The sequence below is a fragment of the Marivita sp. genome (genome assembly GCF_048006345.1).
In the GTDB taxonomy this organism is placed as follows: domain Bacteria; phylum Pseudomonadota; class Alphaproteobacteria; order Rhodobacterales; family Rhodobacteraceae; genus Marivita.
Genome location: NZ_CP180351.1, coordinates 2,888,386 through 2,913,927, shown reverse-complemented (window position 1 = coordinate 2,913,927; position 25,542 = coordinate 2,888,386). Strand labels below are relative to the sequence as shown.

The window sequence follows — 25,542 nt, the reverse complement described above, 5'->3', positions numbered from 1 at the left end:
CCCCAGAATTTTATGGGCGGGCCCGAGAATCTTCGTACGAAGATTCTCGAATAACCTTAAGAAATCATGGAGCCACGCGGCACATGCCGGGGGAAGGGCGCAATGAAAGACACCGAAGGATACGTCACTGCAGACGGGCGTCAGATCGGCGGCACGCTCATGGAAATGCGCAACATCACCCTGCGTTTTGGTGGTGTGGTGGCCATTCAGGACATCAGCTTTGACATCCGCGAAGGCGAAGTGCGCGCCATCATCGGTCCCAACGGCGCGGGCAAATCGTCCATGCTCAACGTCATCTCGGGCTTCTACACGCCCTCGGAAGGCGAGGTCTGGTACCAGGGCGCCAAGCGCCCGCCGATGAAGCCGTTCGAGGTGGCCCGGCAGGGTGTGGCGCGGACCTTCCAGAACATTGCGCTCTTCGAAGGGATGACGGTGCTCGACAATGTCATGACCGGGCGTTTGACCCACATGAATGCCGGGATCGCGTCGCAGGCGCTCTGGTGGGGCAAGGCGCGGGACGAGGAAATGGAGAACCGCGAAAAGGTCGAGCGGGTGATCGACTTTCTCGAGATCCAGAACATCCGCAAGACGCCGGTGGGCCGACTGCCCTATGGCCTCAAGAAGCGGGTCGAACTGGCGCGGGCGCTGGCGGCGGAGCCGTCGCTTCTGCTGCTGGATGAACCGATGGCGGGGATGAACGTCGAAGAGAAAGAGGACATGAGCCGCTTCATCCTCGACGTGAACGACGAATTCGGCACGACGATCTGCCTGATCGAACATGACATGGGGGTCGTGATGGACCTCTCGGATCGCGTGGTCGTCATGGATTACGGCAAGAAGATCGGTGACGGCACCCCGGACGAGGTGCGCAACAATCAGGATGTGATCGACGCCTATCTTGGCGTGCCGCATTGAGGGAGCAGACATGCTGAACGACATTTTCATCGCGCCCTTCGTGGACATGGTCGAAGCGCCCGACTTCCTGATGCAGGTGCTCTGGGAAGGGCTGGTTTCGGGCATCCTCTATGCGCTGATTGCGCTTGGGTTTGTGCTGATCTTCCGATCGAGCCGCATCTTCAACTTCGCCCAAGGTATCATGGTGGTGTTCGCCGCGCTGACGCTGGTGGGCCTTTTTGCCTTGGGCATCCCGGCCTGGATCAGCGTGGGCCTGACATTAGGGGTTATGTTTGTTCTGGCCGTGGCCATCGAACGGGTGGTTCTGCGTCCGCTGGTGGGCCAGCCTGACATCATCCTCTTCATGGCGACCATTGGAATCACGCTGTTCCTCATCGGGCTGGGCGAGACGATTTTCGGCGGCGAAAACAAGGTGATGATCACCGAGGAACTGGGCATCCCGACGGGTGACACCGTACTCGAACCCTTCGGCGGCCTGCTGATCCTGCAGCATCTCGACATCACCGTGGTGGTCGTGGCGACGCTGCTGGTGCTCGCACTCCTGGCCTTCCTCAACTACACGCAGATGGGCCGCGCGATCCGCGCTTTGGGCGACGACCATCAGGCGGCTTTGTCGGTGGGGATCAGTCTTCAGACGATCTGGGTTCTGGTCTGGTTCATCGCAGGGATCATCGCGCTGGTGACGGGCATCGCCTGGGGGGCGCGCGCCGGTGTCAGCTTTGCGCTTGAGGTGATCGCCTACAAGGCGCTGCCGGTTCTGATGCTGGGTGGGCTTGAATCGATCACCGGGGCGATCGTCGGCGGGCTGATGATTGGCATTCTGGAAAAGCTGTTCGAGATCTACTGGGGCCAGCCTTTGCTGGGTGGCAACACCGAGACATGGTTTGCTTTTGTGCTTGCCCTCATCGTGCTGCTGTTCCGTCCGCAGGGGCTGTTCGGAGAACGGATCATCGAACGGGTCTAGGGCGGCGCGGGGCGCGCTGTTCGCAAGAAGCGCCGGGCAAAGGCCCGGCCTACGGAAAGATCGAAGGTACATTCACATGGCAAAGCTGATCGCAGTTCTGAACGTCATCGCCTGGTCCGGCTTCTGGGCCTTCGGATACCTTGCCCTGTCGAGCGGGTCAGAGGTGGGCAGCCAGACGGTTGTCGCCATCCTCTTGGCGGCTCTCGGCGGCGCGTTGGGTCTTTGGGCGTATTTCTGGCTGATCCGTCATTCCGAGGCGACCGGCTATGCCAAACCGCGCAACCGCGCTGTGATCAAGGAAGAGGAGACCGCCTGATGCTCTACCGCACGGCTGGCCAGTTCAAGACGAGCTACAACGCCGATCAGGCCCTGTTCCCGGTCAAGCAGGACGCGTTCCTTCTGGGGATCATTCTTATCCTTGCCTGGGTGGTGTTCCCGCTGACCGCATCGGAATTCACCTTTCAGACGCTGCTGATCCCGATCTTGATCTATGCGCTGGCCGCGATGGGGCTGAACATTCTCACCGGGTTTGCCGGTCAGCTCAGCCTTGGCACCGGGGCCTTCATGGGGGTGGGGGCCTATGCCTGCTACAAGATGGTCACGCTGTTCCCGTGGATGAACCCGATTGTCGCGATCCTGCTGTCGGGGGTGTTCAGCGCAGGCATCGGGGTCGCCTTCGGCATTCCCAGCCTGCGGATCAAGGGCTTTTACCTCGCCATCGCGACGCTTGCGGCGCAGTTCTTCCTCGTCTGGCTGTTCGAGAAATGGGCGTGGCTTTACAACTACAATGCCTCGGGCGCGATCCAGGTGCCGAACCTTGAAATGTTCGGGATGTTCATCACCGGCCCCCAAGCGGCGTCCGTCACCGAATATTACATCGTGCTCTTCGTGGTTTCGCTTTTGACTATGCTCTGCATCAACCTCACGCGGGGCAATCTGGGGCGGACGTGGAAGGCGACGCGCGACATGGACATCGCGGCGGAACTCATCGGGATCAACCTGATGAAGTCCAAGCTGACCGCCTTTGCCGTCTCGTCCTATGTCGTGGGCGTTGCGGGTGCGCTTTATGTCTTCATGTGGAAGGGCGCGGCAGAGCCAAACGTCTTCGACATTCCGCTGTCGTTCCAGGTGTTGTTCATCGCCATCATCGGTGGCCTTGGGTCGATCATGGGCAATTACCTTGGTGCCATCCTTATCGTCGGTTTGCCTGTGGTGCTCAACGTGATCGCGGGCACGCAGGTGTTCGAGATGTCCGGCATCAGCGCCATTCTCGCCATTGCGCTGGCAGCGGCGGTCGGCTTCCTGTTCTGGGTGGCGCGCAATGGATGGGGCATCGGTGCGGTGATCGGGTTTGTCGTTCTGACGCTGATCTATGGCTATGCCCAGACACAGGGTTTCCGTATCGATTCAGCGTTGATCGAGCATATCAACGTGATGATCATCGGGGCATTGATCATCTTCTTTCTGATTATCGAGCCGCACGGTCTGAACCAGCTTTGGCGCCTGATCCGTGAAAAACTGATTATCTGGCCATTTCCGCACTGACGCGGGGAGGCCCAAGACCAAGAACCAAATCAAACATGACAGTTCCAATGGGAGGACAACCATGAAACACTTTACCAAACTGGCCACGGCGGCTGCGCTGGGCACCGTGCTGGGCACGGCGACGATTGCGCAGGAACTCTACACGCCGAACCTCGCCTACCGGACCGGCCCCTTTGCGGCGACGGGTATTCCGCTGATGAACGGTCAGGCCGATTACATGACCCTTCTCAACGAGCGGGACGGCGGCATCGGCGGCGTGAAGATCAACTTCGAGGAATGTGAAACCGGCTATTCCACAGAAAAAGGTGTGGAATGCTATGAAAAAACCAAGGGCTCGGCCATCGTGACCCAGCCTTGGTCCACCGGCATCACGCTTCAGGTTCTGCCCAAGACCAACGTGGACGAGATCCCGATCCTCGCACCGGGCTACGGCTTTTCGCCGATGGCGGATGGCAAGGTGTTCCAGTGGGCATTCAACATGCCTGCCGGCTACTGGGACGGTGCAGACATGATCATCCAGTACCTCGAAGGCCAGGGATCGCTCGACGGGAAGAAAATCGCGTTCCTGCATCTGGACCACCCGTTCGGCAAGGAACCGCTTCCGGTTCTGGAAATGCACGCCGCCAACAAGGGCTTTGAGCTTCTGCCAATCCCGGTCGGTCTGAAAGAAATGCAGAACCAGTCCGCACAATGGCTGCAGATCCGGCGTGAACGTCCCGACTATGTCGTGATGTGGGGCTGGGGTGCCATGAACGCCGGTGCCATTACCGAAGCCGTCAAGACCAAGTTCCCGATGGAGAACTTTGTTGGCGTATGGTGGGCGGGTCACGATGCCGACCTCAAGCTCGTTGGTGATGACGGCAAAGGCTACAAGTCGATTTCGTGGTCGTTCCCGAACCCGGATGCGCCTGTGATGAAGCAGGTCAAGGAAATGGTCTTTGACAAAGGGCTGAGCCAGTCCAACGAAGAAGAGATGCAGGGCGTGTTCTACGGTCGCGGTCTCGTGATGTCGGCGATCCTCGCGGAAGGCATCAAGAATGCACAGGAAAACTTCGGCACCGGCCAGATCGACGCGACACAGCTGCGTTGGGGTCTGGAAAACATCAACCTGACCGACGAGCGGATTGTCGAGCTGGGCCTTGAGGGCATGGTGCCGCCGTTCTCGACCTCCTGCGGCAACCACACCGGTCATTCGGGTGGCTGGATGCTCGAATGGGACGGCGCCAAGTTCGTCAAGGCGTCTGACTTGCTCAAGCCGAATGTCGATGCCTATGCCGACCTGATCGCGACTTCGGCGGCAGAATACGCCACCTCGAACGCGCCTTGGGCGATGAACGAAGAGTGCTCGGCCACCAACTAAGGCCACGCTTTGCCATCGGCGGCGACCAGTGCCGCCGGTGGTTTCCCTGAAATTTTATCACTTGGTAAAATCATGCTGGACGCCACACGCACAGACGAGACCCTGCTTGAGGTCAACAACATCGAGGTGATCTACAATCACGTGATCCTCGTTCTGAAAGGTGTGAGCCTGACCGTGAAGAAAGGCGGCATCACCGCGCTTCTTGGTGGCAATGGCGCTGGCAAGACCACCACGCTCAAGGCGATCTCGAACCTGCTGCATTCCGAGCGCGGTGAGGTCACCAAGGGCTCGATCATCTACCAAGGCGAGCGCGTGCAGGATCTGGACCCGGCCGCACTGGTCAAACGCGGCGTGATCCAGGTGATGGAGGGCCGCCATTGTTTTGGCCACCTGACGGTCGAGGAAAACCTTCTGACCGGGGCCTACACCCGCAAGGATGGCAAGGGTGCCATCGAAGCCGACCTCCAGATGGTCTACGACTATTTTCCCCGCCTCAAGGAGCGCCGCAAATCGCAGGCTGGCTACACCTCGGGCGGTGAGCAACAGATGACCGCGATCGGTCGCGCGCTGATGTCGCGACCACAGACCGTCCTTCTGGACGAGCCGTCAATGGGCCTTGCGCCGCAGCTTGTGGAACAGATCTTCGAGATCGTGAAATCGGTGAACGAGAATGAAGGCGTGTCCTTCCTTCTGGCCGAACAGAACACCAACGTGGCCCTGCGCTATGCGCATTACGGTTACATCCTTGAAAACGGGCGCGTTGTGATGGACGGCCCCGCCGCCGAGCTGCGCGAAAACCCGGACGTCAAGGAATTTTACCTCGGAGTGTCCGACGAAGGCCGGAAATCCTTCCGCGATGTGCGCAGCTACCGCCGCCGCAAGCGTTGGTTGCAGTGACGCCGTTTCCCTTGCAATGAACTGAACAGACAAGGCTTGTGCTGCCATGACCACCCATTTCGACGATTTGGAAACCCGAAGTGCGGACGAACGCCGTGCCGCGCAAGAGACGGCATTTCTGCAGCAGGTGAAGCGCGCGATGTCCGCCGAAAGTTCCTGCCTCGTGGCGGATGGCGAGGTGTCGTCGCTGGATGACATCACCAAGCTGCCGGTGCTGCGGAAGTCGCAACTCGTGGCGTGGCAAAAGGAAAACCCGCCCTTCGGGGGCATGGCGATCAGCAACATGGCGCATGTGTTCCAGTCGCCCGGCCCGATTTATGAGCCCGGCGGCATCAGCCACGACTGGTGGCGCATGGGACGGTTTCTGCATGCCTGTGGGATTGGCAAGGGCGATATCGTCCAGAACTGTTTCGGCTATCACCTCACGCCAGCGGGAATGATCTTTGAAAGCGGGGCGCGGGCAGTGGGTGCAGCCGTGCTGCCTGCGGGCACGGGGCAGACCGAGCTTCAGGCGCAAGCGGCGCATGACATCGGTATCACGGCCTATGCCGGCACGCCGGATTACCTGAAGATCATCCTCGAAAAGGCGGATGAGATGGGATTGCCTCTCAAGATCACCCGCGCGGCTGTTGGCGGTGGGGCGCTGTTCCCGTCGTTGCGGGCCTGGTACGCTGATCGCGGCATCACCTGCCGTCAGTGCTATGCCACTGCGGATCTGGGCAACATCGCCTATGAGAGCGAGGCCGAAGAGGGCATGATCCTTGACGAAGGCGTCATCGTGGAAATCGTCACACCCGGTACGGGCGATCCGGTTCCGGCAGGTGAGGTTGGTGAAGTGGTCGTGACCACGCTCAACCCCGATTACCCGCTGATCCGATTTGCCACCGGCGACATGAGCGCCATCCTTCCCGGTCAAAGCCCGTGTGGCCGCACCAATACCCGCATCAAGGGCTGGATGGGCCGTGCCGACCAGACCACCAAGATCAAGGGGATGTTCGTGCGCCCCGAACAGGTGGCCGCCCTGGTCGCCAAACATGCCGAGATCGACCGCGCCCGTGTTGTCGCAAGCCGCGATGGCGAGATGGATGTGATGACTGTCCGGATTGAAACCGCGGCCAATGATGCGACACGCTTCGAGACGAGCATCGTCGAAACACTCAAGCTCAAGGGCCGGGTCGAACTGGTGCCGCCGGGGGCGTTGCCGCGCGACGGATTGGTGATCGAAGACGTGCGCAGCTACGATTGATCGGCACGGGCGGGGGATATCCCCCGCCAGAAAAACGCGGCGATATTGGATAACTTTTGGGTTTCGTGCGTTAGTCTTCCAACATGACGGAGGACCATCCATGAAACGACTCGCGTTTTCGATTTCGGCAGCTCTTGTTCTGGCCTCGCCGGGCCTCGCGCAAAGCAGTGATCTTCTGATCATCGGCAACAGCGCTCCGGGCATGGTGCAGCGCCTCACCGGCAGCGGTGACTTGGCGCGCTTGCGGTCGGCGTTTGAGGAACGCGGCGCAGAGGTGAGCCTTGCAACGGGTGCCGATGCGGATGCGATGCGCTCCGCCTTTCGCGCCTTTGCCGACGGGCTGGATGCGACAACCGACGATGTGGGGATTGTCCTGACCGGGCAGTTCGTGTCGACCATCGCGGGCACCTATTTGCTTCCTGCCGGGATGGAGCGCCTGTCCCTTGCCGCTGTCGTTGCTGACGGGTTTCCGCTTGATGCCGTTTACGCGGTCGCGGCCGAATATCCCGGCCGTGCGCTGATTGTTCTGGGCGAGGTGGAAGGCGAAGACGATATGCCTGCAGGGGTGTCGGTGGACCTGCCGTTTCAGGACATTCCGCAGGGTGTGACCCTTGCCATCGGACCCTCCGGGAATGCCGCCCGTTTTGCTGACCGATTGTCCGACGCGACTGGCGAAGATGTCCTGCCTTTGGCACGCGAAGCCGGGTTGAGCCTCTTGGGCTTTGTCCCCCGTGAATTGCCGCTTTTTGCCGGGACCGACATCACCCTGCCGCAGATCAGCCCGGACAGAAACACCCAAGCCCGCGAGGCCGCGGATCTGGCCGCGTGGGAGAAGGCGGTCTCGGCAAACACCGAAGCGGGGTACGACACCTACCTTGCTGCCTTTCCCGAAGGTCAGAACGCGGCAGAGGCGCGGCAACGCCTGACGGCCATCCGGTCCGAGCCGTTCTTCCGCGAGAAACAGACCGAAGAAAATCTGGCACTGTCCCGCGATGCCCGTCGCGAGATTCAGCGCGATCTGTCGCTCTTGGGGTATAACACGCGGGGCATTGATGGCATCTTCGGACGCGGCACGCGCGGGGCCGTGACGGCATGGCAGAACGCGAACAATTTGTCCGCGTCCGGCTATCTGGACGCCGATCAGATCGCGCGACTGGATGCGCAGGCCGAGCGCCGAGCGGCCGAGCTTGAGGAGGAGGCGCGTCAGAGGCAGGCACAACTGGAACGGCAGGACCGCACGTTCTGGTCCGAAACCGGCGCGCGGGGCGATGAGGCGGGCTTTCGCGCCTATCTCAAGCGGTTCCCTGACGGAATCTATGCCGAGGAAGCGCAAGGCAGATTGGATGCTATCGAAGACCAGCGCCGCTCCCAGGCCGAAGGTGAGGACCGCCGACGCTGGCAGATCGCGCGCCAGACCGACACCGAGGCGGGCTATCGCGCCTATCTGGCGGAGCGGCCCACCGGTGCCTTCGTCGAAGAAGCGCGGGCGCGGATCGAGTATTTCCAGAACAATGCCGAACAGATTGCCTTGCAGGAGCGGGCACAGGCAGATGAAGCGGCTTTGGGTCTGAACGACACCGCCCGCCGTCTGGCCGAAGCACGTCTGGCCGAATTGGGGCTGCAGCCGGGGGCTGTCGATGGCACGTTCGACGACGAGGCCCGCCGGGCGATCCGCCGCTATCAGGACGCGCGCAATCTGCGGGTTTCGGGGTATCTGGATCAAGCCACCGTGGTGCGACTGATGGCGGATTCGATCCTGCGCTAATCGCGCGGGATCAGTCGAGCTCGGTCCACGGCCACGGTTTCACGTTGCTTGCCGCGGTCTGGTAACGCGCTGCCTTGGCGATCCAGATGCCAAGGTCGGTGCCGAATTCGGCCAGCCGTTCATTGGGTTGCTTGTTGCTGACGAGCATGATCACGAACTGGATCACAGTCATGACGCCGAGCACGGTCTGCGCCACTGAAATCATGATCGCGATCAGGATCATGTAGATCAGCCGTTCCAGCAGGGTATCGGTCTTGTCCGGCTCGTGCTGTTCGCCGTGCAGGCGGCCTGCAACTTTGTCATCGTCAGAGGATGCCATTGCGATCCACCTTTCGTGTCTTATTGATTGGGCGCAGTGTAGGTTGTTTTGCGCAGAGTCGCCAACCCGGATCGGAAAGTTCGCATTGTCGGCACAGTCCGGAGCAGACGTGTTGTCTGCACGGAAGACCACCAACTTTGCATCCATAGACAACCAGCCATTCTTCGTTCATCGTGATCTGATACCGCAACTTTTGGGAAATGGTGGAGTGGCCAATGCATGGTGACTTGTCCATGGCGGATCGGCTGCTCCGCGACAAGGATTGGATCGCCCGAACACCCGGCCTCGCCAATGGCGGTATCGCCCTTGCAGTTGTTGAACCGGATACCGTCGGCTGGTCCAAGATTGCATCCCTTCTCGATGACTACGGGTTCATCGCCTTCGCGAGTGCCGATAAACAGACGGTGTTCGATCAGATCCGTAAGCGACTGGGCGACGAGGGCGATCTGCCGTACTGGGACTCGTTCACGGCCAGTGCATCGGTGGCATTGTCAGCCTCTGACGGCATCATTCAGTCCTCGGACAACGCATCTACCCTAGCAAGCGATCAGTTTCCGGATGCCGATACAATCAGAGAGGTCGTCAGCCTGAACCGAGAGGTCGGAGTTTCACCACTTCCGGCATGGTACATGCAAAGTGAAGGACCGCCGTCGTTGACCAGTTGGATCAGATCAATAGACGGCCGGATGATCGCCTGCGCCAACGGCAGCATGCGCTATCATTCAGATAGTCGGATGGCGGGAACCTACTACGTTGGGTCCGTCTCAGTATCGCCCTCCAATCGGGGCAAAGGGTTGGGAACGTTGGTTACTGCGTTGCTCATACGAGACGGGGTCAGAGCATTTTCTCCAACCACAGTGACCGGTGTTGCGCAACCGACCAACATGCCGTCCCGAGCGATGCTCACGAGATGCGGGCTTGTCCATGATCCGAGCCGGGCAACTGTTATCTACAATCGCTCGGGTGCATTCCATACACGCTGAGGCGATAGAATGACGGGGCCGGTGTAGCTTTCAGAACGAGGTGGAACAATTCAACCGAATTCTGCTCCGTCCGCATTGCGGACAGTCCGGCCAGCTCGGTTGCTCCGCTGAACTAATTCCTGTTGGACCACGCCATACAGCCGTCCCAAAAACAAAAAAACCATCCCGAAGGATGGCTTTTTCGCAATATCTGCGGGTCCGCTCAGCCCTGACGGGCTTTGTACCGACGCTGCGTCTTGTTGATCACGTAGACGCGGCCTTTACGGCGCACAACGCGGCAGTCGCGATGGCGGTTCTTCAGCGAACGAAGCGAGTTCTTGACCTTCATCGGGTCTCTCCTCTTATCGCGGCGCGCGAGCGCCTTGGTGGTTGCGGGTGCCCCGAGCCGAAGCCCGAGACGGCGAATTCAATGGTGGGCGATACAAGGTTCGAACTTGTGACCCCTTCGATGTCAACGAAGTGCTCTACCACTGAGCTAATCGCCCTTTGAACCGACCCGATTCACGTACCCCAAATAAAAGGGGCGCGTGAAGCCGCGCCGGTGGAGCGGTCTATAAAAGGAGTTGTAGCGGGGATCAAGGGCTTTGGTCACAGAAAAAATCGGTCTATGTATAGGGGATAGGGAGAGCATATGCCCAAAGTCGCGTACCACCTCGTTCAGCCGGAAGCGCACACCTCGAAAGTGGTGTTTGCATCGCCGCATTCCGGGCGCGACTACAGCTGGACCTTCCTGCGATACACCGTTCTTGACGAAGTGACGATCCGGTCTTCGGAAGATGCGTTTGTCGACCGCCTGTTCGATTGTGCCCCGCAATTCGGCGCACCGTTCATCAAGGCAGGGGCCCCCCGCGCCTATATCGACCTCAACCGTTCTGCCGAAGAACTTGACCCCGCGCTGATTGAAGGGGTGCGCCGTCAGACCCACAACCCGCGCGTTGCCTCGGGTCTGGGTGTTGTGCCGCGCGTCGTGGCCAATGGCCGTCCGATCTATCAGGGCAAGCTGCCGCTGGCCGAGGCGGAACGCCGCATCGCGCAGTTCTGGCACCCCTATCACGACCAGTTGCGCAAGCTGATGCAGCAGGCCCATACCCGCTTTGGCGAAGCGATTCTTGTCGACTGCCATTCAATGCCGCATGAGGCGTTGGACGGTGTTGCCAAATCCACCGCGCGGCGCCCGCAGATCGTGCTGGGTGACCGGTTCGGGGCCTCTGCCAGCCAGACGGTTGTGGACCAGATAGAAACGGCGTTTACCGACGCAGGGCTTGTCGTCGCCCGCAACACACCTTTTGCCGGGGCCTATATCACACAGGCTTATGGCCGCCCCTCGCGCAATCAGCACGCCGTCCAGATCGAGATCGACCGCTCCATCTACATGGACGAGCGCACGATCCGGCCGAATGCCAATTTCCACAACTTCCGCAAGCTTCTGCGCAGCGTCATCGCCGAGATCGCCGCCACGGGTCAGGCCAAGGACATGCCGCTCGCTGCGGAATAAGTCTCAGGCAAACAGCTTGCTCAGCTTGTTTTTCAGCTCTGTGTTGTCCGGAAGGACCAACCGGACAGGAACCGTGAGCACCTTCATCCGGTAGCTTTGTGGCAGGCGCACCGCGTCTTTTTCTGTTGTCACCAATTGCGCGCGGGCGGATTGCGCGTCTTTCTCCAGCCGTGCCAGAAGCGCGTTTGTCAGCGGTTGATGGTCGTCCAGTGCACGGGGCTCGACCAATTCCGCCCCAAGATCGCGCAGGGTGCGGAAAAACTTTTCCGGATGGCCAATTCCGGCAAAGGCCAGACAGCGCAGTCCCTCCCAATCCATCCCGGTTTGCAGAGGCAACAAGTGCCCGGTCAGATGGGGCAGGGAGATCTGCGACTGCCACGTTCTGGCGAAACTCTCTTGGGCCTCGTCTGACCCGATGGAGAGCACCAGTTCCGCGCGTGCCATCGCAGCCGCGACCGGTTCGCGCAGCGGACCTGCCGGGATGCAGCGCCCGTTGCCGAAACCCCGTGTGGCATCGACCACGATCAGCGACAGGTCCTTGGCAAGGCTGGGGTTCTGCAGCCCGTCATCCAGCAGGATCACCTCTGCTCCTGCGGCCTTGGCGGCCTGCGCACCAAGCGCCCGGTCCTTGGACACCCAGACAGTGCCAAACGCCGCCAGAAGCAGCGGCTCGTCGCCGACCTCCTCTGCCGTGTGGCGGCGCGGATCGACCTGCACAGGACCTTCCAGCGAGCCCCCAAAGCCGCGTGACACCACATGCGCGGTCTTGCCCATATCCGACAGCATCTGCATCAGTGCGATCACCGTTGGTGTCTTGCCGGTGCCGCCCGCGTTGACGTTGCCGACGCAGATCACGGGAATCCCGAGGCGCAGCGGCGTGCCGCGCTGCAACCGCCGCGCGGTCGCCGCTGCGTAAAGCGCACCAAGAGGTGCAAGAAGCCGCGGCCAGAGACCGGGGCGGTCGGGCGGCGCATCCCAGAACGCGGGAGATTTCATCGAGCCCCCTCCAGCGCATCAAGCCATTCGTTGATCTGCACGAGGATGAGATCCGCGGTCTCGGCCCCGGCGGACACCACGTTCCATCCCGCATGCGCCATCGCGGCTGCACGGTCCGGGGCGATCAGGTGCGACACGGCGGCGCTGAGCGATTCCATGTCCTTGACGATCCGTGCCGCGCCAGCGGCCACCAGCCGGGAATAGGAATCCAGATGACGACCGACATTCGGGCCATACAGGATGGCAGAGCCCAAGGCCGCAGCCATCATCGGGGATTGCCCCCCCGTTTTGCCAGCAAGCGAACCGCCAAGAAAACAAAGCGGTGCCAGCCGATACCAGAGACCGAGTTCACTGTCGTCGCCTGCAAGAAGAACCTGCGTGTTCTCGTCCGGCATGTCGCCGTTCTCCCAGCGCGCGAGACGCAGACCGATCTCCTGGCAATGTTCGGCGATGAAAGTTTCGTCTTCGGGGTTCGCAGGCACCACGACCAACAACAGGCGGTGCGCCAGACGCGCAGCGCGGCGGTGCGCCCGCAGAACGGCATCCGCCTCGTCGCGCTGGATATAGGCGCCCAGCCACACCGGCCGGCCCGCCAGAAGGGCGGTGAGTTCCTCGTGCAGACCGTCATGGCTCGACAGGGGAAAGACTTCCGGCTCAAGCGGGGAGGCGACCTCGATCCGGTCATCCGTCACCCCAAGTCGCCGCATCCGCATGGCGGCTTTCTTGTCCTGCGCGAGGATGCTGTGAAACAGGCTCAGCGTGCCCGCGGAGGCGTCGGGCAGAAACCGTTTTGATGGCTGCCGCCAAGGCGCATCGGCCGCGTCGGTCAACAGCAGATGTGCGCCCGACATCGCCGCCTCGTGGATCAGCGCGGGGCGCAGGCCGTTGCCCGCCCAGACAAGGATATTGGGCCGCCAATGATCCAGAAACCGGTGAACATCGCTTAGGGTTTCGGCAGGCGGCGGGCCAACACTATACCCTTCGATCGACAATCCTTCGGCCGGGATCGAGTCGCAGGTGAGCAGCAGAAAAAAATCTTCTCGCTGCAGACGGAGGCGCTTGATGAGGGTCAGCAAGGTCTCAAGCCGGGTGCGCGTGTCGCTGTGCAGCCAGAGAACCGGTCCGGTCGGGCGCGCGGGCCAAAGCGCGGCGTCAGCGGTCAGTCGATCCGACCCCCGCGCCAGCGCCAGATAGGCGGTCAGACTGAACGGCCTGCGCGCCAAATGGTCAGTCCTGTGCCTCGGGCGCTTGTGTGCTGGCGTCCATCAACTGCTGCAGATCCCCAAGGAAATAGCGCATATGTGCATTGTCCACGGTGCGCTGCGCTTCGGTTTTCCAGGCGTCGTAGGCGGATTTTCGATCAGCGAAAATCCCGACGATATGGATGGCCTTCGGGTCTTTGAACACGTTTTCCGACGGTGTCACCAGTTCTCCGCCAAAGACGATGTGCAGATGCTGCGCCATGCGGTGTTCCTTCCTTGCTGCGGTGCGGCCAACGTAAGAAGCTGGAGATGAGGGTCAAGGTGATTAGGGCAAACGCTGCGCAATCAGGCCCTTGATGGCGCGGGCATGCTCGGCGGTTGCGCCACAGACATCTTCGGTCAGGGCTTTGGCGCGGTCGATGAGCGCGTCAGGCTCTGTGATCTCGTCAATGAGGCCCCACGTCAGGGCTTGCTCGGTCGGGATCTTCTGTCCGGCCATCAGGATCATCTTGGCGCGCGAGGGTCCGACAAGGGCCGACAGGCGCGCCGGGTCGGACGGTTGCGGCAGGAATCCCAGCTTCATCACCGGGTAGAATACCTTTGTGCTCGGCACGGCGATCCGCAGGTCGCAGGCCAGAACCATGCCCATCGCACCCCCGGCAACCGTGCCGTTCAGCGCCGCAATAGTCAGGCCCGGATGGCGCGCGATGGCCCCCGACAGTCTTTCCCAAAGCGGGCTCAGCGCCAGACCGGCCTTGGCCGCCTCTAGATCGGCGCCGGCAGAGAAAACTTTGCCGACACCGGTCAGAATGACCGCCCGCGCGCTGCGGGCCTCTTCGACGCCGACGCACAGCGCCTCCAGCATCTCGCCGGTCAGCGAATTGGCCTTGTCTGGGCGGTTGATCGTCAGCACGCAAAGCGTGCCGTCATTCTGGACCTCGATCATACCAATCCCACCTTCTTGCGGATGTCCTCGTCCCGAAGCGAGATTTCCTCGCCCAGATAGACATCCGCCTCGGAGCTACACATCCACAATAGCGCCTTGGCGGGCCAGTCCGCCGGGATGTGCACAGACCAATCCAGCTGGCTCACCGGGTTGATCCCGCTTGCCTTGATCTCGCGCTGCATCTGGGTGGCGACGGTGCCCGGCGACAGACCTATGGCGCGGATGCCCTTGTCGGCCATTTCCTTGTGCAGGCTGCGCGTCAGCATCGCCGCGCCGGCCTTTGAGGCGCAATAATGCGACCATGCCTCAATCGGGTTGTGCGCAGCGCCTGAACTGACCGTCAGGATCGTCCCGCCACCTGCAGCCTCCATCACCGGAAGTGCGGCCCGCATCCCGTGGAACACGCCTTTGAGGTTGATGTCGATCACCTGTCCCCAAGCTTCGGGATCTGCTTCGTCCATCCGGGCAATGGGTTCGATGACACCGGCATTGTTGATCAGGATGTCCAGCCCGCCAAACGCGGTGACGCAGTTTTCGACCGCCTGCGCCACTTCCCAGTAGCGGCTGATGTCGCAGGGAATGGCCACGGCTTTTTGTCCGATTTCACCGGCCAGATCGGCGATGCTGTCGGCGGATCGTGCAACCAGCGCGACGTTCGCGCCCGCTTCGGCGAAAACCCGCGCAGCCTCGGCCCCGATGCCACGGCTGGCTCCGGTGATAAGAACTGTGCGTCCAGTTAGATCGGTCATGCGATGGCCTCCGTTACCCGTTCACAGCAGTGCTACTTCGGACGTGACGCGGGGTCCACCCACTTGACCCTTTCAATCAGGAGTCCGAAGTTGGAGGCGGGAATTTGATTTTTTAGGATATCACCATGCGCCGTATTGCTCGTTTTTCATCTTGCTCAATGCTGGCCCTTGCCGTTTCCGGCGGGCCCGGCTTTGCCGAAGTCACTGCACCACAAGTGTGGAACGGTCTCGAAGCCGCTTTGCAGGGGTTTGGCTACTCGGTCACGGCCACGGAAACGCCGACGGGCGACGGGCTGGATGTGACGGATGTCGTGATGCGCTTCGACGCGCCGGAAGACAATGCGACCGTCGAAATCAGCATCGAGTCCATTGATTTGGTCGAAAACGGCGATGGCACGGTCTCTATGACCTTTCCTGCCTCCATGCCGATTTCGATCGATGCCGCACCCGAGGGCGAAGAGGCGGTCATGATGGTGTTGGATTACGGCAACGAGGGTCTTGAACTTCTGGTGTCGGGCGAGCCTGGAAATATGACCTACACCTACAGCGCGGCGCAGCTGTCCTTGTCGCTGACCGAGTTCGAGATCGACGGCACGCCGGTGCCGCGCGAGGAGGCGCGATTCGACTTCATCCTGGATGACGTTGGGGGCAGCACTGTCGCGGTCACGACCAGCGGTACGGACCTGACCCAAAATGTTCAGGCCGCCGCGGCCCGCTACGATTTTGCCTTCAACGATCCGGAAAGTGACGATGCGGCGCTGGTATCGGGGTCGATGGACGGGCTCTTCGTGTCCAGCGCGACGGTTCTGCCGGAAGGCTTTGATCCGAACGATCCACAGTCCTTGGCGGCAGGCGGCTTTTCGGCCGAAGGGTCCATGGGATACACGGGCGGTGAAATGCAATTCGCCGCGACCGAAGAGGCCGGCACCACGTCAGGGACCACACGCACCGGGTCGGTGAGGGTGGACTTCGCGATGGATTCGTCGCGTCTGCGCTATGATGTACGGGCCACGGAACAGGCCTTCAGCCTGTCCGGACCGGAACTTCCGTTGCCGGTCGATGTGAGCATGGCGGAAAGCGCCTTCCGCATCACCGCGCCGATTGCCGAGGCTGAAGAACCGCAGGACATGGCCTTTGGCCTCACCCTTGGCGGTTTCGAGATGTCCGACCTTCTGTGGAATATCTTCGACCCCGGCGCGGCGCTTCCCCGCGATCCGGCAACCATCGCGCTGGACCTGACCGGGAAAGTGACACCCTTCATGAACCTGTTCGACCCCGAACAGATGGCTGCACTCGACGCGACCGGAGAGGTTCCGGGCGAATTGAATGCGCTCACGCTTAACAATCTGACGGTCGAGGCGGCTGGTGCCAAGCTTGGTGGCAGCGGATCGTTTACCTTCGACAATGATGACCTGCAGACGTTTGGCGGCTTCCCGCGTCCGAACGGTGAGGTTAACCTCACCTTGGACGGAGCGAATGCTCTTATCGACAAGCTGATCGCGATGGGACTGCTGACCAGCGATGACGCGATGGGCGCCCGCATGATGATGAGCATGTTCGCAGTTCCGGGCAGCGGACCCGACAGCCTGAAATCGACGCTGACGATCAATGATCAGGGGCATGTGCTGGCGAACGGGATGCGGATCCAGTAAGCCGCGCCAAAGGCCGCGTTTGCGTCAACGCAAACGCGGCGATGCGTCGACGCATCGCCCCCCTTACCGTCGGAGTGCAGGCAATCCCACACCAGTCAACTCGAACCCGCCATCCGCCGCGATCACCTGCCCCGTGACGTAAGACGCTCTGTCCGAGCACAGGAAGGTGATCACCTCGGCGATCTCCTGCTCCGACCCGTAGCGGTTCAGCGGGATCGCGTCGTGATAGGCGTCGATGATCTCTTGTGTGTGCACCGCCATCGCCAGCTTGGTTCGCACCGGGCCGGGGCAGACGCAGTTCACCCGGATGCCGTATTCGCCCAGTTCGGCTGCGTGCTGCTTGGTCAGATGGATCACAGCCGCCTTGGACGTGCCATACGCCACCCGCAGGGTCGAGGCGCGCAAGCCACTGATGGACCCGATGTTCACGACACTTCCGCGGCTGACCTTGAGCGCGCGCGTTGCCGCCTGGGTGCACAGGAACACGCCGTCCAGATTGGTCGCCATCACCCGGCGCCATCCCTCAAAATCAGTCTCTTCCACCGGTCCGAATTCCGCCACCCCTGCGTTGTTGACCAACGCGTCGATGCGCCCCGCCCAGTCGAGCGTGCGTGTCACCATCGCTTCGGTATCCTCGGGCCGGGACACATCCAAGGGTAGCAAGAGCGTATCTGCCAATCCGTCCTGTTTCGCCAGTTCCTCTGCATCGCGATCCAAGAGCGCCACGCGCCAGCCCTGATCGAGAAACAGCCGCGCCGTGGCCAAACCGATGCCGCGCGCGGCCCCTGTTACGATTGCGCATTTCTGGTCCATACAGTCCTCCCTTTTGGCCACGGTTCTGGCATGGAGAACGCCCCCTGTCACGCGGGAAGGCTTTGGGTCAGCCCGCCATCAGATCGGGCAGATCGCCGTTCAATCCGGCCGCCTCGCGGATGAAGGTCCGGCGCGCACCGGGGATCGCATTGATTGCCGCCATGCCAAGATCGCGACCTGCCCGGAGGAGTGGATTGTCGTTCGAGAACAGGCGGTTGAATACATCGGTCGCGGTCAGCAAAGTGGCAGTGTCGAACCGCCGCCATTGCTCGTAGCGTTCCAGAACGAAGGGACTTGCAAAATCCTCTCCGCGCCGCACGGCATGGCCGATCACATGCGCCAGCGCCGCGACATCGCGCAGCCCGGCGTTCAGCCCTTGCCCGGCAATCGGGTGCATCCCATGCGCGGCATCTCCGACCAGTGCCACACGGTCCGCGATGAACCGGTTGGCCAGGGTCAGCCCCAGCGGATAGGTGAACCGCTCTCCGGCCAGGGAAATCTCTCCCAGAAAATCGCCGAAACGCGGGCGCAGCACGGTCAGGTAGTCCTCTTCCGGCAGGGCGTTGATCTCTTCGGCCAACCCTTTGCGCTCACTCCAGACAATGGACGACCGATTGCCCGTCAGCGGCAGGATCGCCAGCGGCCCGGACGGCAGGAAGAGCTGATGCGCCACGCCGCCATGGGGCTTTTCATGTGCAATCGCGCAGACCAATGCGGTCTGATTGTAGTCCCACGCCGTGCGCCGGATGCCGGCACGTTGCCCGGTTCCGGTCTGACGGCCATCGGCTCCGACGATCATCTGCCCGGTCAGCATGTCGCCCGAAGCCAAAGTGACATTGGCCCCGGTCGCGGTCACGTTCTGATCCACAACGGTTTCGCCCGCCAGATGCGTGATCAGCGGCTCGGACGCCATCGCCTCAAGCAGCGACCGCCGCAGATACCGGTCTTCGAGCATGTGGCCCATCGGGCCTTCCTCGATCTCGGCGCTGTTGAAGTGCAGGCCAAGAAACACCTCGGCATCGCCCGCGCGCCCGTCGCTGACCTTGATCTCGGTCATCGGCTGCGCGTTCGCTTTCAGCCCGTCCCACAGCCCCAACGCGGTCAGCATCCGCACCGAGGCCAGCGCCAGCGCATAGGACCGCCCGTCGAAATTGTCGCTGCGCCGCGTGCCTTCGGGGCGTGTGTCGATGACGGTGCTGGACAGGCCCACCTTGGCGGCGGCAAGGGCCAGCGTCGGGCCGTTCAGCCCGCCGCCGACGATCAGGATATCTGAGGAAGTGTTCATGGGCTGAAATATGGAAGCCTTGCCGGGATTGTCCATGCGCTTCTCTGCCGCTACCGTCGCGCGAAACCACCGGTCAAGGGATGATCACATGAGCGAATGGCAGGCCATGACAGCCGCAGAGCTGGGGCGCGGCATCGACAAGGGCGAGATTGATCCGGTCGAACTGACCCGGTTCTTTCTGGATGCGATCGACGCAAACGAATATCGCGACCGCATTTATGCGCGGCTGACCCCGGATCGCGCCATGGCCGAGGCAACAGCCGCACAAGAGCGCGCGCGCCTCAAACTGCGCCGATCTCCGCTTGATGGTGTCCCGATTAGTTGGAAAGATCTGTTCGACACCGCTGGTGTGGCCACGGAGTCAGGCTCGCAGCTTCTCAAGGGTCGGACTCCTGCCGCAGACGCCGAGGTGTTGCAGAACGCGACCCATCAGGGCCTAGTCTGCTTGGGCAAAACGCACCAGACCGAACTGGCCTTTTCGGGGCTGGGGGTGAACCCCAAGACGGCGACACCGCCGAACATCCACGATCCCGACGCCGCCCCCGGCGGGTCGTCTTCTGGCGCGGCTGCATCGGTCGCATACGGGCTCGCACCTGCGGGCATTGGGTCGGATACCGGCGGGTCCGTGCGAATTCCCTCGGCATGGAACGACCTTGTTGGCCTCAAGACCACCTCTGGCGTGCTCAGCCTCAAGGGGGCCGTGCCGCTGGCTGCAAAGTTCGACACGGTTGGCCCGCTTTGCAAAACGGTCGAGGACGCGGCGCTTCTGTTTGCTGCCATGAAGGGGGACAAACCAATCGACCTTGAGATGACATCGCTCAAGGGTGTGCGGTTTGCCGTCCTGACCACAACCGCGTTCGACGACATCCGAGACGCCCCGCGCGCTGGTCTGGAAAAGGCGGTGCGCGCGTTGAAAGAGGCAGGAGCCGACATCGTCGAGATCGCCATTCCCGAAGTGGCCGAGGCGATGGCGCTGTCCGGTGTGCTGTTCGGGTGCGAAGCCTATGGCACGTGGAAAGATGTGATCGAAGCCAATCCCGAGCTTATGTACGAACCGGTACGCACCCGCTTCCGCTCGGGCAAGGACTTTTCCGGCGCCGATTACGTAGCCGCGTGGCATAAGCTCGACGCGCTGCGGGCGGCCTATCTCGAAGCAACGGCCAGCTTTGACGCGGTGCTTTGTGCAACCAGCCCGATCACCCCGCCCAATGTGCCGCGACTGCTTTCCGACGTGGGTTTCTTCACCTCCGAGAACCTGCTCGCTTTGCGCAACACCCGCATCGGCAACCTGATGGGGCTATGTGTGTTGACACTCCCCACCGGCGTTCCGTCCTGCGGTGTGTCCCTGATGGCGGCACCACGGGAAGAACGGCGGCTGTTGCGGCTGGGGCTTGCCGCCGAGGCCGCTCTGGCCTGAAAGCCACAACCGACTGATCTGTGCGCTCTTTTTCTGGACGCACAGGCCCATGCTATGTAATTTGGCTGCAACGAGGGCGCGAACGACCCTCATTCTGAGGCAGTATTGGCATGTTTCCCGAGCGGTTTTCGAACCTTCCGGCTTATGCGTTCCCGCGTCTGCGCGCCCTATTGGACGTGTTTGAACCGGGTGGGCCGGTCGTACACATGACGATCGGAGAGCCGAAACACGCGTTTCCGGCGTGGATTTCTGACATTCTTGCGCAGAACATCGCCGGGTTTAACAAATACCCGCCGAACGAAGGCACGCCCGAATTGCGCGGGGCGATCCGCGACTGGGTGCAGCGTCGTTACGGTGTTGCCCTTGATGCCGACACGCAGATCATGGCGCTCAACGGTACACGCGAGGGGCTGTACAATGTCGGGATGGCGTTGTGTCCCGAGACCAAAAACGGCGCGAAACCCGCTGTCCTGATGCCGAACCCGTTTTATCAGGTCTACCTGATCTCTGCGATTTCCGTGGCCGCAGATCCGGTCTTCGTGAATGCGACCGACGAGACCGGTCATCTACCCGATTTCGAAGGCCTGCCGGAAGACGTGCTCAACCGCACCGCGCTGGCCTATATCTGTTCCCCGGCCAATCCGCAGGGCACCGTAGCCGATCGGGACTATTGGGAACGGCTGATCACGCTGGCGGAAAAGCACGATTTCCAGATCCTTGCAGATGAGTGCTACTCCGAAATCTACCGCGACACGCCCCCGGTCGGCGCGTTGCAGGTTGCGCAAGAGATGGGTGCTGACCCTGAACGCGTGGTGATATTCCACTCGCTCTCCAAACGGTCGAACCTGCCGGGTCTGCGGTCCGGGTTCGTCGCCGGTGGGCCTGAATCGATCAAACGCATCCAGCAATTGCGCAACTATTCCGGTGCGCCGCTCCCTTTGCCGCTGCAGGCGGTGGCAGAGGCCGTCTGGAAAGACGAGGCGCATGTCGAGGAAAACCGGGCGCTCTACGCCGAGAAATACGATCTGGCCGACCGCATCTTCGGCAATGTGCCGGGCTACAGATCCCCACAGGCGGGGTTCTTTCTCTGGTTGCCGGTGGAAGACGGTGAAGCGGCAGCGCTCAAGCTCTGGAAAGACACCGGTGTGCGGGTGCTGCCCGGTGCGTACCTGTCGCAGGACACAGAGGCCGGAAACCCCGGCAAACACTATATCAGGGTCGCCATGGTGGCCCCAAAAGAAGAAACCGAACGCGGCCTGACGCAGATCAGGGACTGCCTTTACGGCGGTGAAGACCAATAAAGAGGCGAACGATGGCATATCAGGCGCGGGGGCGTGACCCCCTCTTTGACAGCAACATGCAGGCTGCGCTGGAAAAGCGCGGCAAAGAGCTTGGTGGCTTTGTGCTGATGGCGCTGGGGGCAATGGCCGCCGCGATGATCTATTCGTACTCGCCGCAGGACCCAAGCTGGCTGTCCGCCACAGATGCCCCGGTCCAGAACTGGTTGGGCCGGGCAGGGGCCTCGGTCGCTGCGCCTTTGTTCATGATCGTCGGCTGGGCGAGCTGGGGCCTCGCGATGGTTCTGCTGGTCTGGGGCGCACGGTTCGCCTTGCACCGGGGCGAAGAACGCGCGCTGTCCTGCCTGATCTTTGCACCGATCTGGGTCGCACTGGCCGCTGTCTACGCCGCTGGTGTGCCTGAATCCGCCGCATGGACCCACAGCTTTGGCTTGGGGGGTCTGTTCGGTGACATGATGATGGGGTCGATTCTGACCATCTTGCCTCTGGGCACGACACTGGCACTCAAGCTCATGATGTTGCTTCTGAGCGGGGTGGTGATCGTCATGGGCGCCTTCGTGCTGGGCTTCACCAAGACTGAGTTGACGCGCTTGGCGCGATTCCTTCTGGTCGGCGTGATCATGGTCTATGCCACGATCCTGAACCTGCTGGGCAAAGGCGCGTCCGGCGCGCTGGTCGCAGCCCGCCAGATGCAGGCCAAGAACGCCGAACGCCGCGCCATTCGCGCGCAGGAAGAGGCCGAAGCTGCCGAATGGGCCGCTGCGCAGGAGGCTGTCAAAGCCGAACCGCGCGTGACCCGTGTCGCGCCCAAGGCGCCGCCGGCGATCCATGCCGACGACAGCCTGATCGACACGCCCTATCCTGCACCCGCGCCGCAAAAGACGGGCTTCCTGTCCAAGATGCCGTCTCTCATGCGCCGTGCCGAGCCCGAACCGGAATGGGTCGAGACCTACCCGCATGGCGATTTGCCCGACGCGCTGCCGGGGGATGACCGCGTCCGTGCCAAGATCGCAGACGCCATCAAGTCCCGCGTGCGCCAGAACCCCGCTGTGACGTCGGCCATTGCAGCCCCGCTGACCAAGGGTCGCGGTCGTGGCCCCGATCCGTTGATCTTCAAACCCTCAGCCGGCCTGCCTCCAGAGCCGCCTGTCACCGCCCGCGCCGCAGCCCCGCTGCGTGCCGAACCTCCGGTCACCTCAGCGAGGCCCACCGCGTACCAGCCGCAGCCGCAGGTGCCCGCGTTCGAGGATGAACCGGACAACATCTTCGACGACATGACCGATTGGGACGATTACGGCGATGACACTCAGGCTTACGCGCCTGTGCCGCCCGCACCGATCCCGGTGCCGGAAGCGCGCAAGGTGGTCCAGCAGCCACAGCGCAAGCCGCTCCAGCCGTCCAAGCGCGCGCAGGAAGAAGCGCAGCCGCGTCTGCAATTCGAAGACAAGCAGGTGGAATACGACCTGCCGCCGCTCGGCCTTCTGATGGACCCGGCCAATATCGAACGCCACCACCTTAGCGACGAAGCGCTTGAAGAAAACGCCCGCATGTTGGAAGCGGTGCTGGATGACTATGGCGTCAAGGGTGAGATCGTCAGCGTCCGCCCCGGTCCCGTTGTCACCATGTACGAACTGGAGCCCGCACCGGGCCTCAAGGCGTCCCGCGTGATCGGTCTGGCCGACGACATCGCGCGCTCCATGTCCGCACTGTCTGCCCGTGTGTCCACCGTGCCGGGCCGCAGCGTGATCGGCATCGAACTCCCGAACGAAAAGCGCGAGATGGTCAGCTTCCGCGAGATCCTCTCGACCCGCGACTATGGCGACGGCACCCAGAAACTGCCGCTCGCGCTGGGCAAGGATATCGGCGGCGATCCGGTTGTCGCCAACCTTGCCAAGATGCCCCACCTGCTGATCGCAGGGACCACCGGATCGGGTAAATCCGTGGCGATCAACACCATGATCCTGTCGCTGCTCTACAAATTGACGCCAGCCGATCTGCGCCTCGTGATGATCGACCCCAAGATGCTTGAACTATCCGTCTATGACGGCATCCCGCACCTTCTGTCGCCGGTTGTGACCGACCCGAAAAAGGCGGTTGTCGCCCTGAAATGGGTGGTGGGCGAAATGGAAGACCGCTACCGCAAGATGTCCAAGATGGGCGTGCGGAACATCGACGGCTACAACAGCCGCGTCGCCGACGCGCTGAGCCGTGGCGAGATGTTCGAACGCACCGTCCAGACCGGCTTTGACGACGAAACCGGAGAACCGATCTTCGAGACCGAAGAAATCCAGCCCGTCAAAATGCCCTATATCGTCGTTATCGTCGACGAGATGGCCGACCTGATGATGGTCGCGGGCAAGGAAATCGAAGCCTGCATTCAGCGCCTCGCCCAGATGGCGCGTGCCTCGGGTATCCACCTCATCATGGCCACACAGCGCCCTTCGGTCGATGTCATCACCGGCACAATCAAGGCGAACTTCCCGACCCGGATCTCCTTCCAGGTCACCTCGAAAATCGACAGCCGCACCATCCTTGGTGAAATGGGGGCCGAACAGCTGCTGGGGCAGGGCGACATGCTCTACATGGCCGGTGGCTCCAAGATCATCCGCTGCCACGGCCCGTTCGTGTCCGACGAAGAGGTCGAGGAAATTGTCACCCATCTCAAGGCCTATGGCCCGCCGGAATATGTCAGCGGCGTTGTGCAAGGTCCGGATGACGAGAAGGCCGACAATATCGACGCCGTTCTGGGCCTTAACACCGGTGGCAACACCGACAGCGAAGACGCGCTTTACGATCAGGCCGTCGCCATCGTGGTTCGCGACCGCAAATGCTCGACCTCTTATATCCAGCGCAAACTGGCCATCGGCTACAACAAGGCAGCGCGGCTGGTCGAACAGATGGAAGAAGAAGGCGTCGTCACTGCGGCCAACCACGTCGGCAAACGCGAGATTCTGGTGCCCGAGCAGTAAAGTCTTGCCGATCCGGTCACAAAAGCGGGCGCTGCTATCGCATAACAGCGCCCGTTTCGCCATATAGAGGTCAAGAGATCCGAGCAGACAGGACCCCGACTCTATGCGACTTCGTTTCCTTGCCTTCCTGGCGGCCCTGACATGGATGTGGGCATTGCCCGCCGCCGCGCAGCAGCTTTCGCTGAACGCGCTGTCCAACTATCTCAACCAGCTCACCAGCGCCGAGGCGACTTTCACCCAGATCAATGGGGACGGGACCATTTCGACGGGGACGCTCTATATGCGCCGCCCCGGCAAGATGCGGTTCGAATACAATCCTCCGGAACAGGCATTGGTGATGGCCAACAATGGCGCGGTCTTCGTCTTCGACCGCAAGCTGGGGGGCGATCCGGAAACCTATCCGCTGGACCGCACACCGCTGGGCCTGATCCTTGCCCGCAATGTCGACCTCAGCCGCGCCAATATGGTCGTGGCCCATGGCTATGATGGCACGGCCACGACGGTCACGGCACAGGACCCCGAAAACCCGGAATATGGCAGTATCCAGCTGAAGTTCACGGACAGCCCCGTCGAGCTGCGCCAATGGATCATCACCGATGACGGCGGCGGTCAGACGACGGTCATCCTTGGGGCGCTGGAGCGCAAACAACTGGCCAACAGCCTGTTCAATGTCGAACGGGAGCGCCGTGCCAACCAATAAGACGGGTTCTGTCGGTCCGGGACCAG

The 25,542-nt window shown here is 61.8% G+C and carries 24 protein-coding genes and 1 tRNA gene; 15 read left to right on the top strand and 10 right to left on the bottom strand.

Annotation, left to right across the window (positions count from 1 at the left end; all coding sequences use genetic code 11):
• Positions 1-102: 102 nt before the first annotated feature.
• The 8 genes from ACMVPR_RS14310 (at position 103) to ACMVPR_RS14275 (ending at position 8,692) form a co-directional block, all read left to right on the top strand.
• Positions 103-915, top strand: a complete 813-nt coding sequence (locus ACMVPR_RS14310) for an ABC transporter ATP-binding protein (RefSeq protein WP_292265671.1) — start codon at positions 103-105, stop codon at positions 913-915.
• A 10-nt stretch (positions 916-925) separates the two neighbouring features.
• Positions 926-1,879, top strand: a complete 954-nt coding sequence (locus tag ACMVPR_RS14305) for a branched-chain amino acid ABC transporter permease (protein ID WP_416883422.1) — start codon at positions 926-928, stop codon at positions 1,877-1,879.
• Between the two features lie 76 nt (positions 1,880-1,955).
• Positions 1,956-2,195, top strand: a complete 240-nt coding sequence (locus ACMVPR_RS14300; RefSeq protein WP_416883421.1) for a hypothetical protein — start codon at positions 1,956-1,958, stop codon at positions 2,193-2,195.
• Positions 2,195-3,424 carry a branched-chain amino acid ABC transporter permease gene (locus ACMVPR_RS14295; protein ID WP_416883420.1) on the top strand — a complete coding sequence of 410 codons (1,230 nt, stop codon included), beginning with the start codon at positions 2,195-2,197 and terminating at the stop codon, positions 3,422-3,424. Before ACMVPR_RS14300 ends, ACMVPR_RS14295 begins: the two co-directional genes overlap by 1 nt.
• A 61-nt stretch (positions 3,425-3,485) precedes the next feature.
• Positions 3,486-4,784, top strand: coding sequence for an ABC transporter substrate-binding protein (locus tag ACMVPR_RS14290; RefSeq protein WP_416883419.1), 1,299 nt, complete (start codon positions 3,486-3,488; stop codon positions 4,782-4,784).
• Positions 4,785-4,856: 72 nt separating this feature from the next.
• A complete protein-coding gene (locus tag ACMVPR_RS14285) occupies positions 4,857-5,681 on the top strand; it encodes an ABC transporter ATP-binding protein (RefSeq protein WP_300588772.1) in 825 nt (274 codons plus the stop codon).
• 46 nt (positions 5,682-5,727) lie between these two features.
• On the top strand, positions 5,728-6,927 hold the full coding sequence (locus ACMVPR_RS14280; RefSeq protein ID WP_416883418.1) for a phenylacetate--CoA ligase family protein: 1,200 nt from the start codon (positions 5,728-5,730) through the stop codon (positions 6,925-6,927).
• A 100-nt stretch (positions 6,928-7,027) separates the two neighbouring features.
• Positions 7,028-8,692, top strand: a complete 1,665-nt coding sequence (locus ACMVPR_RS14275) for a peptidoglycan-binding protein (protein ID WP_416883417.1) — start codon at positions 7,028-7,030, stop codon at positions 8,690-8,692.
• A 10-nt stretch (positions 8,693-8,702) separates the two neighbouring features.
• Here ACMVPR_RS14275 and ACMVPR_RS14270 read toward each other — a convergent pair whose 3' ends face one another.
• A complete protein-coding gene (locus ACMVPR_RS14270; protein WP_416883416.1) occupies positions 8,703-9,011 on the bottom strand; it encodes a DUF4389 domain-containing protein in 309 nt (102 codons plus the stop codon).
• A gap of 233 nt (positions 9,012-9,244) precedes the next feature.
• On the opposite strand from ACMVPR_RS14270, the gene ACMVPR_RS14265 reads away from it, so the two are divergent.
• Entirely contained in the window at positions 9,245-9,994 is a 750-nt protein-coding gene (locus ACMVPR_RS14265) for a GNAT family N-acetyltransferase (RefSeq protein ID WP_416883415.1), read from the top strand.
• Between the two features lie 202 nt (positions 9,995-10,196).
• Here the strand turns inward: ACMVPR_RS14265 and ykgO are convergent, their stop codons facing one another.
• A complete protein-coding gene (gene ykgO, locus ACMVPR_RS14260; protein WP_109464916.1) occupies positions 10,197-10,322 on the bottom strand; it encodes a type B 50S ribosomal protein L36 in 126 nt (41 codons plus the stop codon).
• An 82-nt stretch (positions 10,323-10,404) separates the two neighbouring features.
• Positions 10,405-10,479 (bottom strand) — tRNA-Val (locus tag ACMVPR_RS14255).
• Between the two features lie 146 nt (positions 10,480-10,625).
• Here ACMVPR_RS14255 and ACMVPR_RS14250 point away from each other — a divergent pair.
• Positions 10,626-11,489 (top strand): N-formylglutamate amidohydrolase, encoded by an 864-nt coding sequence (locus ACMVPR_RS14250; RefSeq protein ID WP_416883414.1) that lies wholly within the window; start codon positions 10,626-10,628, stop codon positions 11,487-11,489.
• 3 nt (positions 11,490-11,492) lie between these two features.
• Here ACMVPR_RS14250 and lpxK read toward each other — a convergent pair whose 3' ends face one another.
• The 5 genes from lpxK to ACMVPR_RS14225 all read right to left on the bottom strand — a co-directional run bounded on the left by lpxK (position 11,493) and on the right by ACMVPR_RS14225 (position 15,382).
• Positions 11,493-12,485 (bottom strand): tetraacyldisaccharide 4'-kinase, encoded by a 993-nt coding sequence (gene lpxK, locus ACMVPR_RS14245; protein ID WP_416883413.1) that lies wholly within the window; start codon positions 12,483-12,485, stop codon positions 11,493-11,495.
• Complete coding sequence (locus ACMVPR_RS14240) at positions 12,482-13,708, bottom strand: 3-deoxy-D-manno-octulosonic acid transferase (protein ID WP_416883412.1); 1,227 nt, start codon at positions 13,706-13,708, stop codon at positions 12,482-12,484. Before ACMVPR_RS14240 ends, lpxK begins: the two co-directional genes overlap by 4 nt.
• Before the next feature lie 4 nt (positions 13,709-13,712).
• Complete coding sequence (locus tag ACMVPR_RS14235) at positions 13,713-13,949, bottom strand: DUF4170 domain-containing protein (RefSeq protein WP_292265689.1); 237 nt, start codon at positions 13,947-13,949, stop codon at positions 13,713-13,715.
• Between the two features lie 63 nt (positions 13,950-14,012).
• Entirely contained in the window at positions 14,013-14,633 is a 621-nt protein-coding gene (locus ACMVPR_RS14230) for an enoyl-CoA hydratase/isomerase family protein (RefSeq protein WP_416883411.1), read from the bottom strand.
• A complete protein-coding gene (locus ACMVPR_RS14225; protein ID WP_416883410.1) occupies positions 14,630-15,382 on the bottom strand; it encodes an SDR family oxidoreductase in 753 nt (250 codons plus the stop codon). The genes ACMVPR_RS14230 and ACMVPR_RS14225 overlap by 4 nt, the downstream gene beginning before the upstream one ends.
• A 125-nt stretch (positions 15,383-15,507) precedes the next feature.
• Here ACMVPR_RS14225 and ACMVPR_RS14220 point away from each other — a divergent pair, with 125 nt between their 5' ends.
• On the top strand, positions 15,508-17,034 hold the full coding sequence (locus ACMVPR_RS14220) for a DUF2125 domain-containing protein (protein WP_416883409.1): 1,527 nt from the start codon (positions 15,508-15,510) through the stop codon (positions 17,032-17,034).
• Positions 17,035-17,097: 63 nt separating this feature from the next.
• On the opposite strand, the gene ACMVPR_RS14215 is transcribed toward ACMVPR_RS14220, so the two are convergent.
• Together ACMVPR_RS14215 and ACMVPR_RS14210 are read right to left on the bottom strand one after the other, a co-directional pair.
• Entirely contained in the window at positions 17,098-17,847 is a 750-nt protein-coding gene (locus ACMVPR_RS14215; protein ID WP_416883408.1) for an SDR family NAD(P)-dependent oxidoreductase, read from the bottom strand.
• 67 nt (positions 17,848-17,914) lie between these two features.
• Entirely contained in the window at positions 17,915-19,132 is a 1,218-nt protein-coding gene (locus ACMVPR_RS14210; protein WP_416883407.1) for a UbiH/UbiF/VisC/COQ6 family ubiquinone biosynthesis hydroxylase, read from the bottom strand.
• Between the two features lie 88 nt (positions 19,133-19,220).
• On the opposite strand from ACMVPR_RS14210, the gene ACMVPR_RS14205 reads away from it, so the two are divergent.
• The 4 genes from ACMVPR_RS14205 to ACMVPR_RS14190 all read left to right on the top strand — a co-directional run bounded on the left by ACMVPR_RS14205 (position 19,221) and on the right by ACMVPR_RS14190 (position 25,516).
• On the top strand, positions 19,221-20,549 hold the full coding sequence (locus ACMVPR_RS14205) for an amidase (protein ID WP_416883406.1): 1,329 nt from the start codon (positions 19,221-19,223) through the stop codon (positions 20,547-20,549).
• 110 nt (positions 20,550-20,659) lie between these two features.
• Positions 20,660-21,850 carry an aminotransferase class I/II-fold pyridoxal phosphate-dependent enzyme gene (locus ACMVPR_RS14200; protein WP_416883405.1) on the top strand — a complete coding sequence of 397 codons (1,191 nt, stop codon included), beginning with the start codon at positions 20,660-20,662 and terminating at the stop codon, positions 21,848-21,850.
• Positions 21,851-21,861: 11 nt separating this feature from the next.
• A complete protein-coding gene (locus ACMVPR_RS14195) occupies positions 21,862-24,816 on the top strand; it encodes a DNA translocase FtsK 4TM domain-containing protein (protein WP_416883404.1) in 2,955 nt (984 codons plus the stop codon).
• 103 nt (positions 24,817-24,919) lie between these two features.
• Complete coding sequence (locus tag ACMVPR_RS14190) at positions 24,920-25,516, top strand: LolA family protein (protein WP_416883403.1); 597 nt, start codon at positions 24,920-24,922, stop codon at positions 25,514-25,516.
• Positions 25,517-25,542 lie beyond the last annotated feature (26 nt).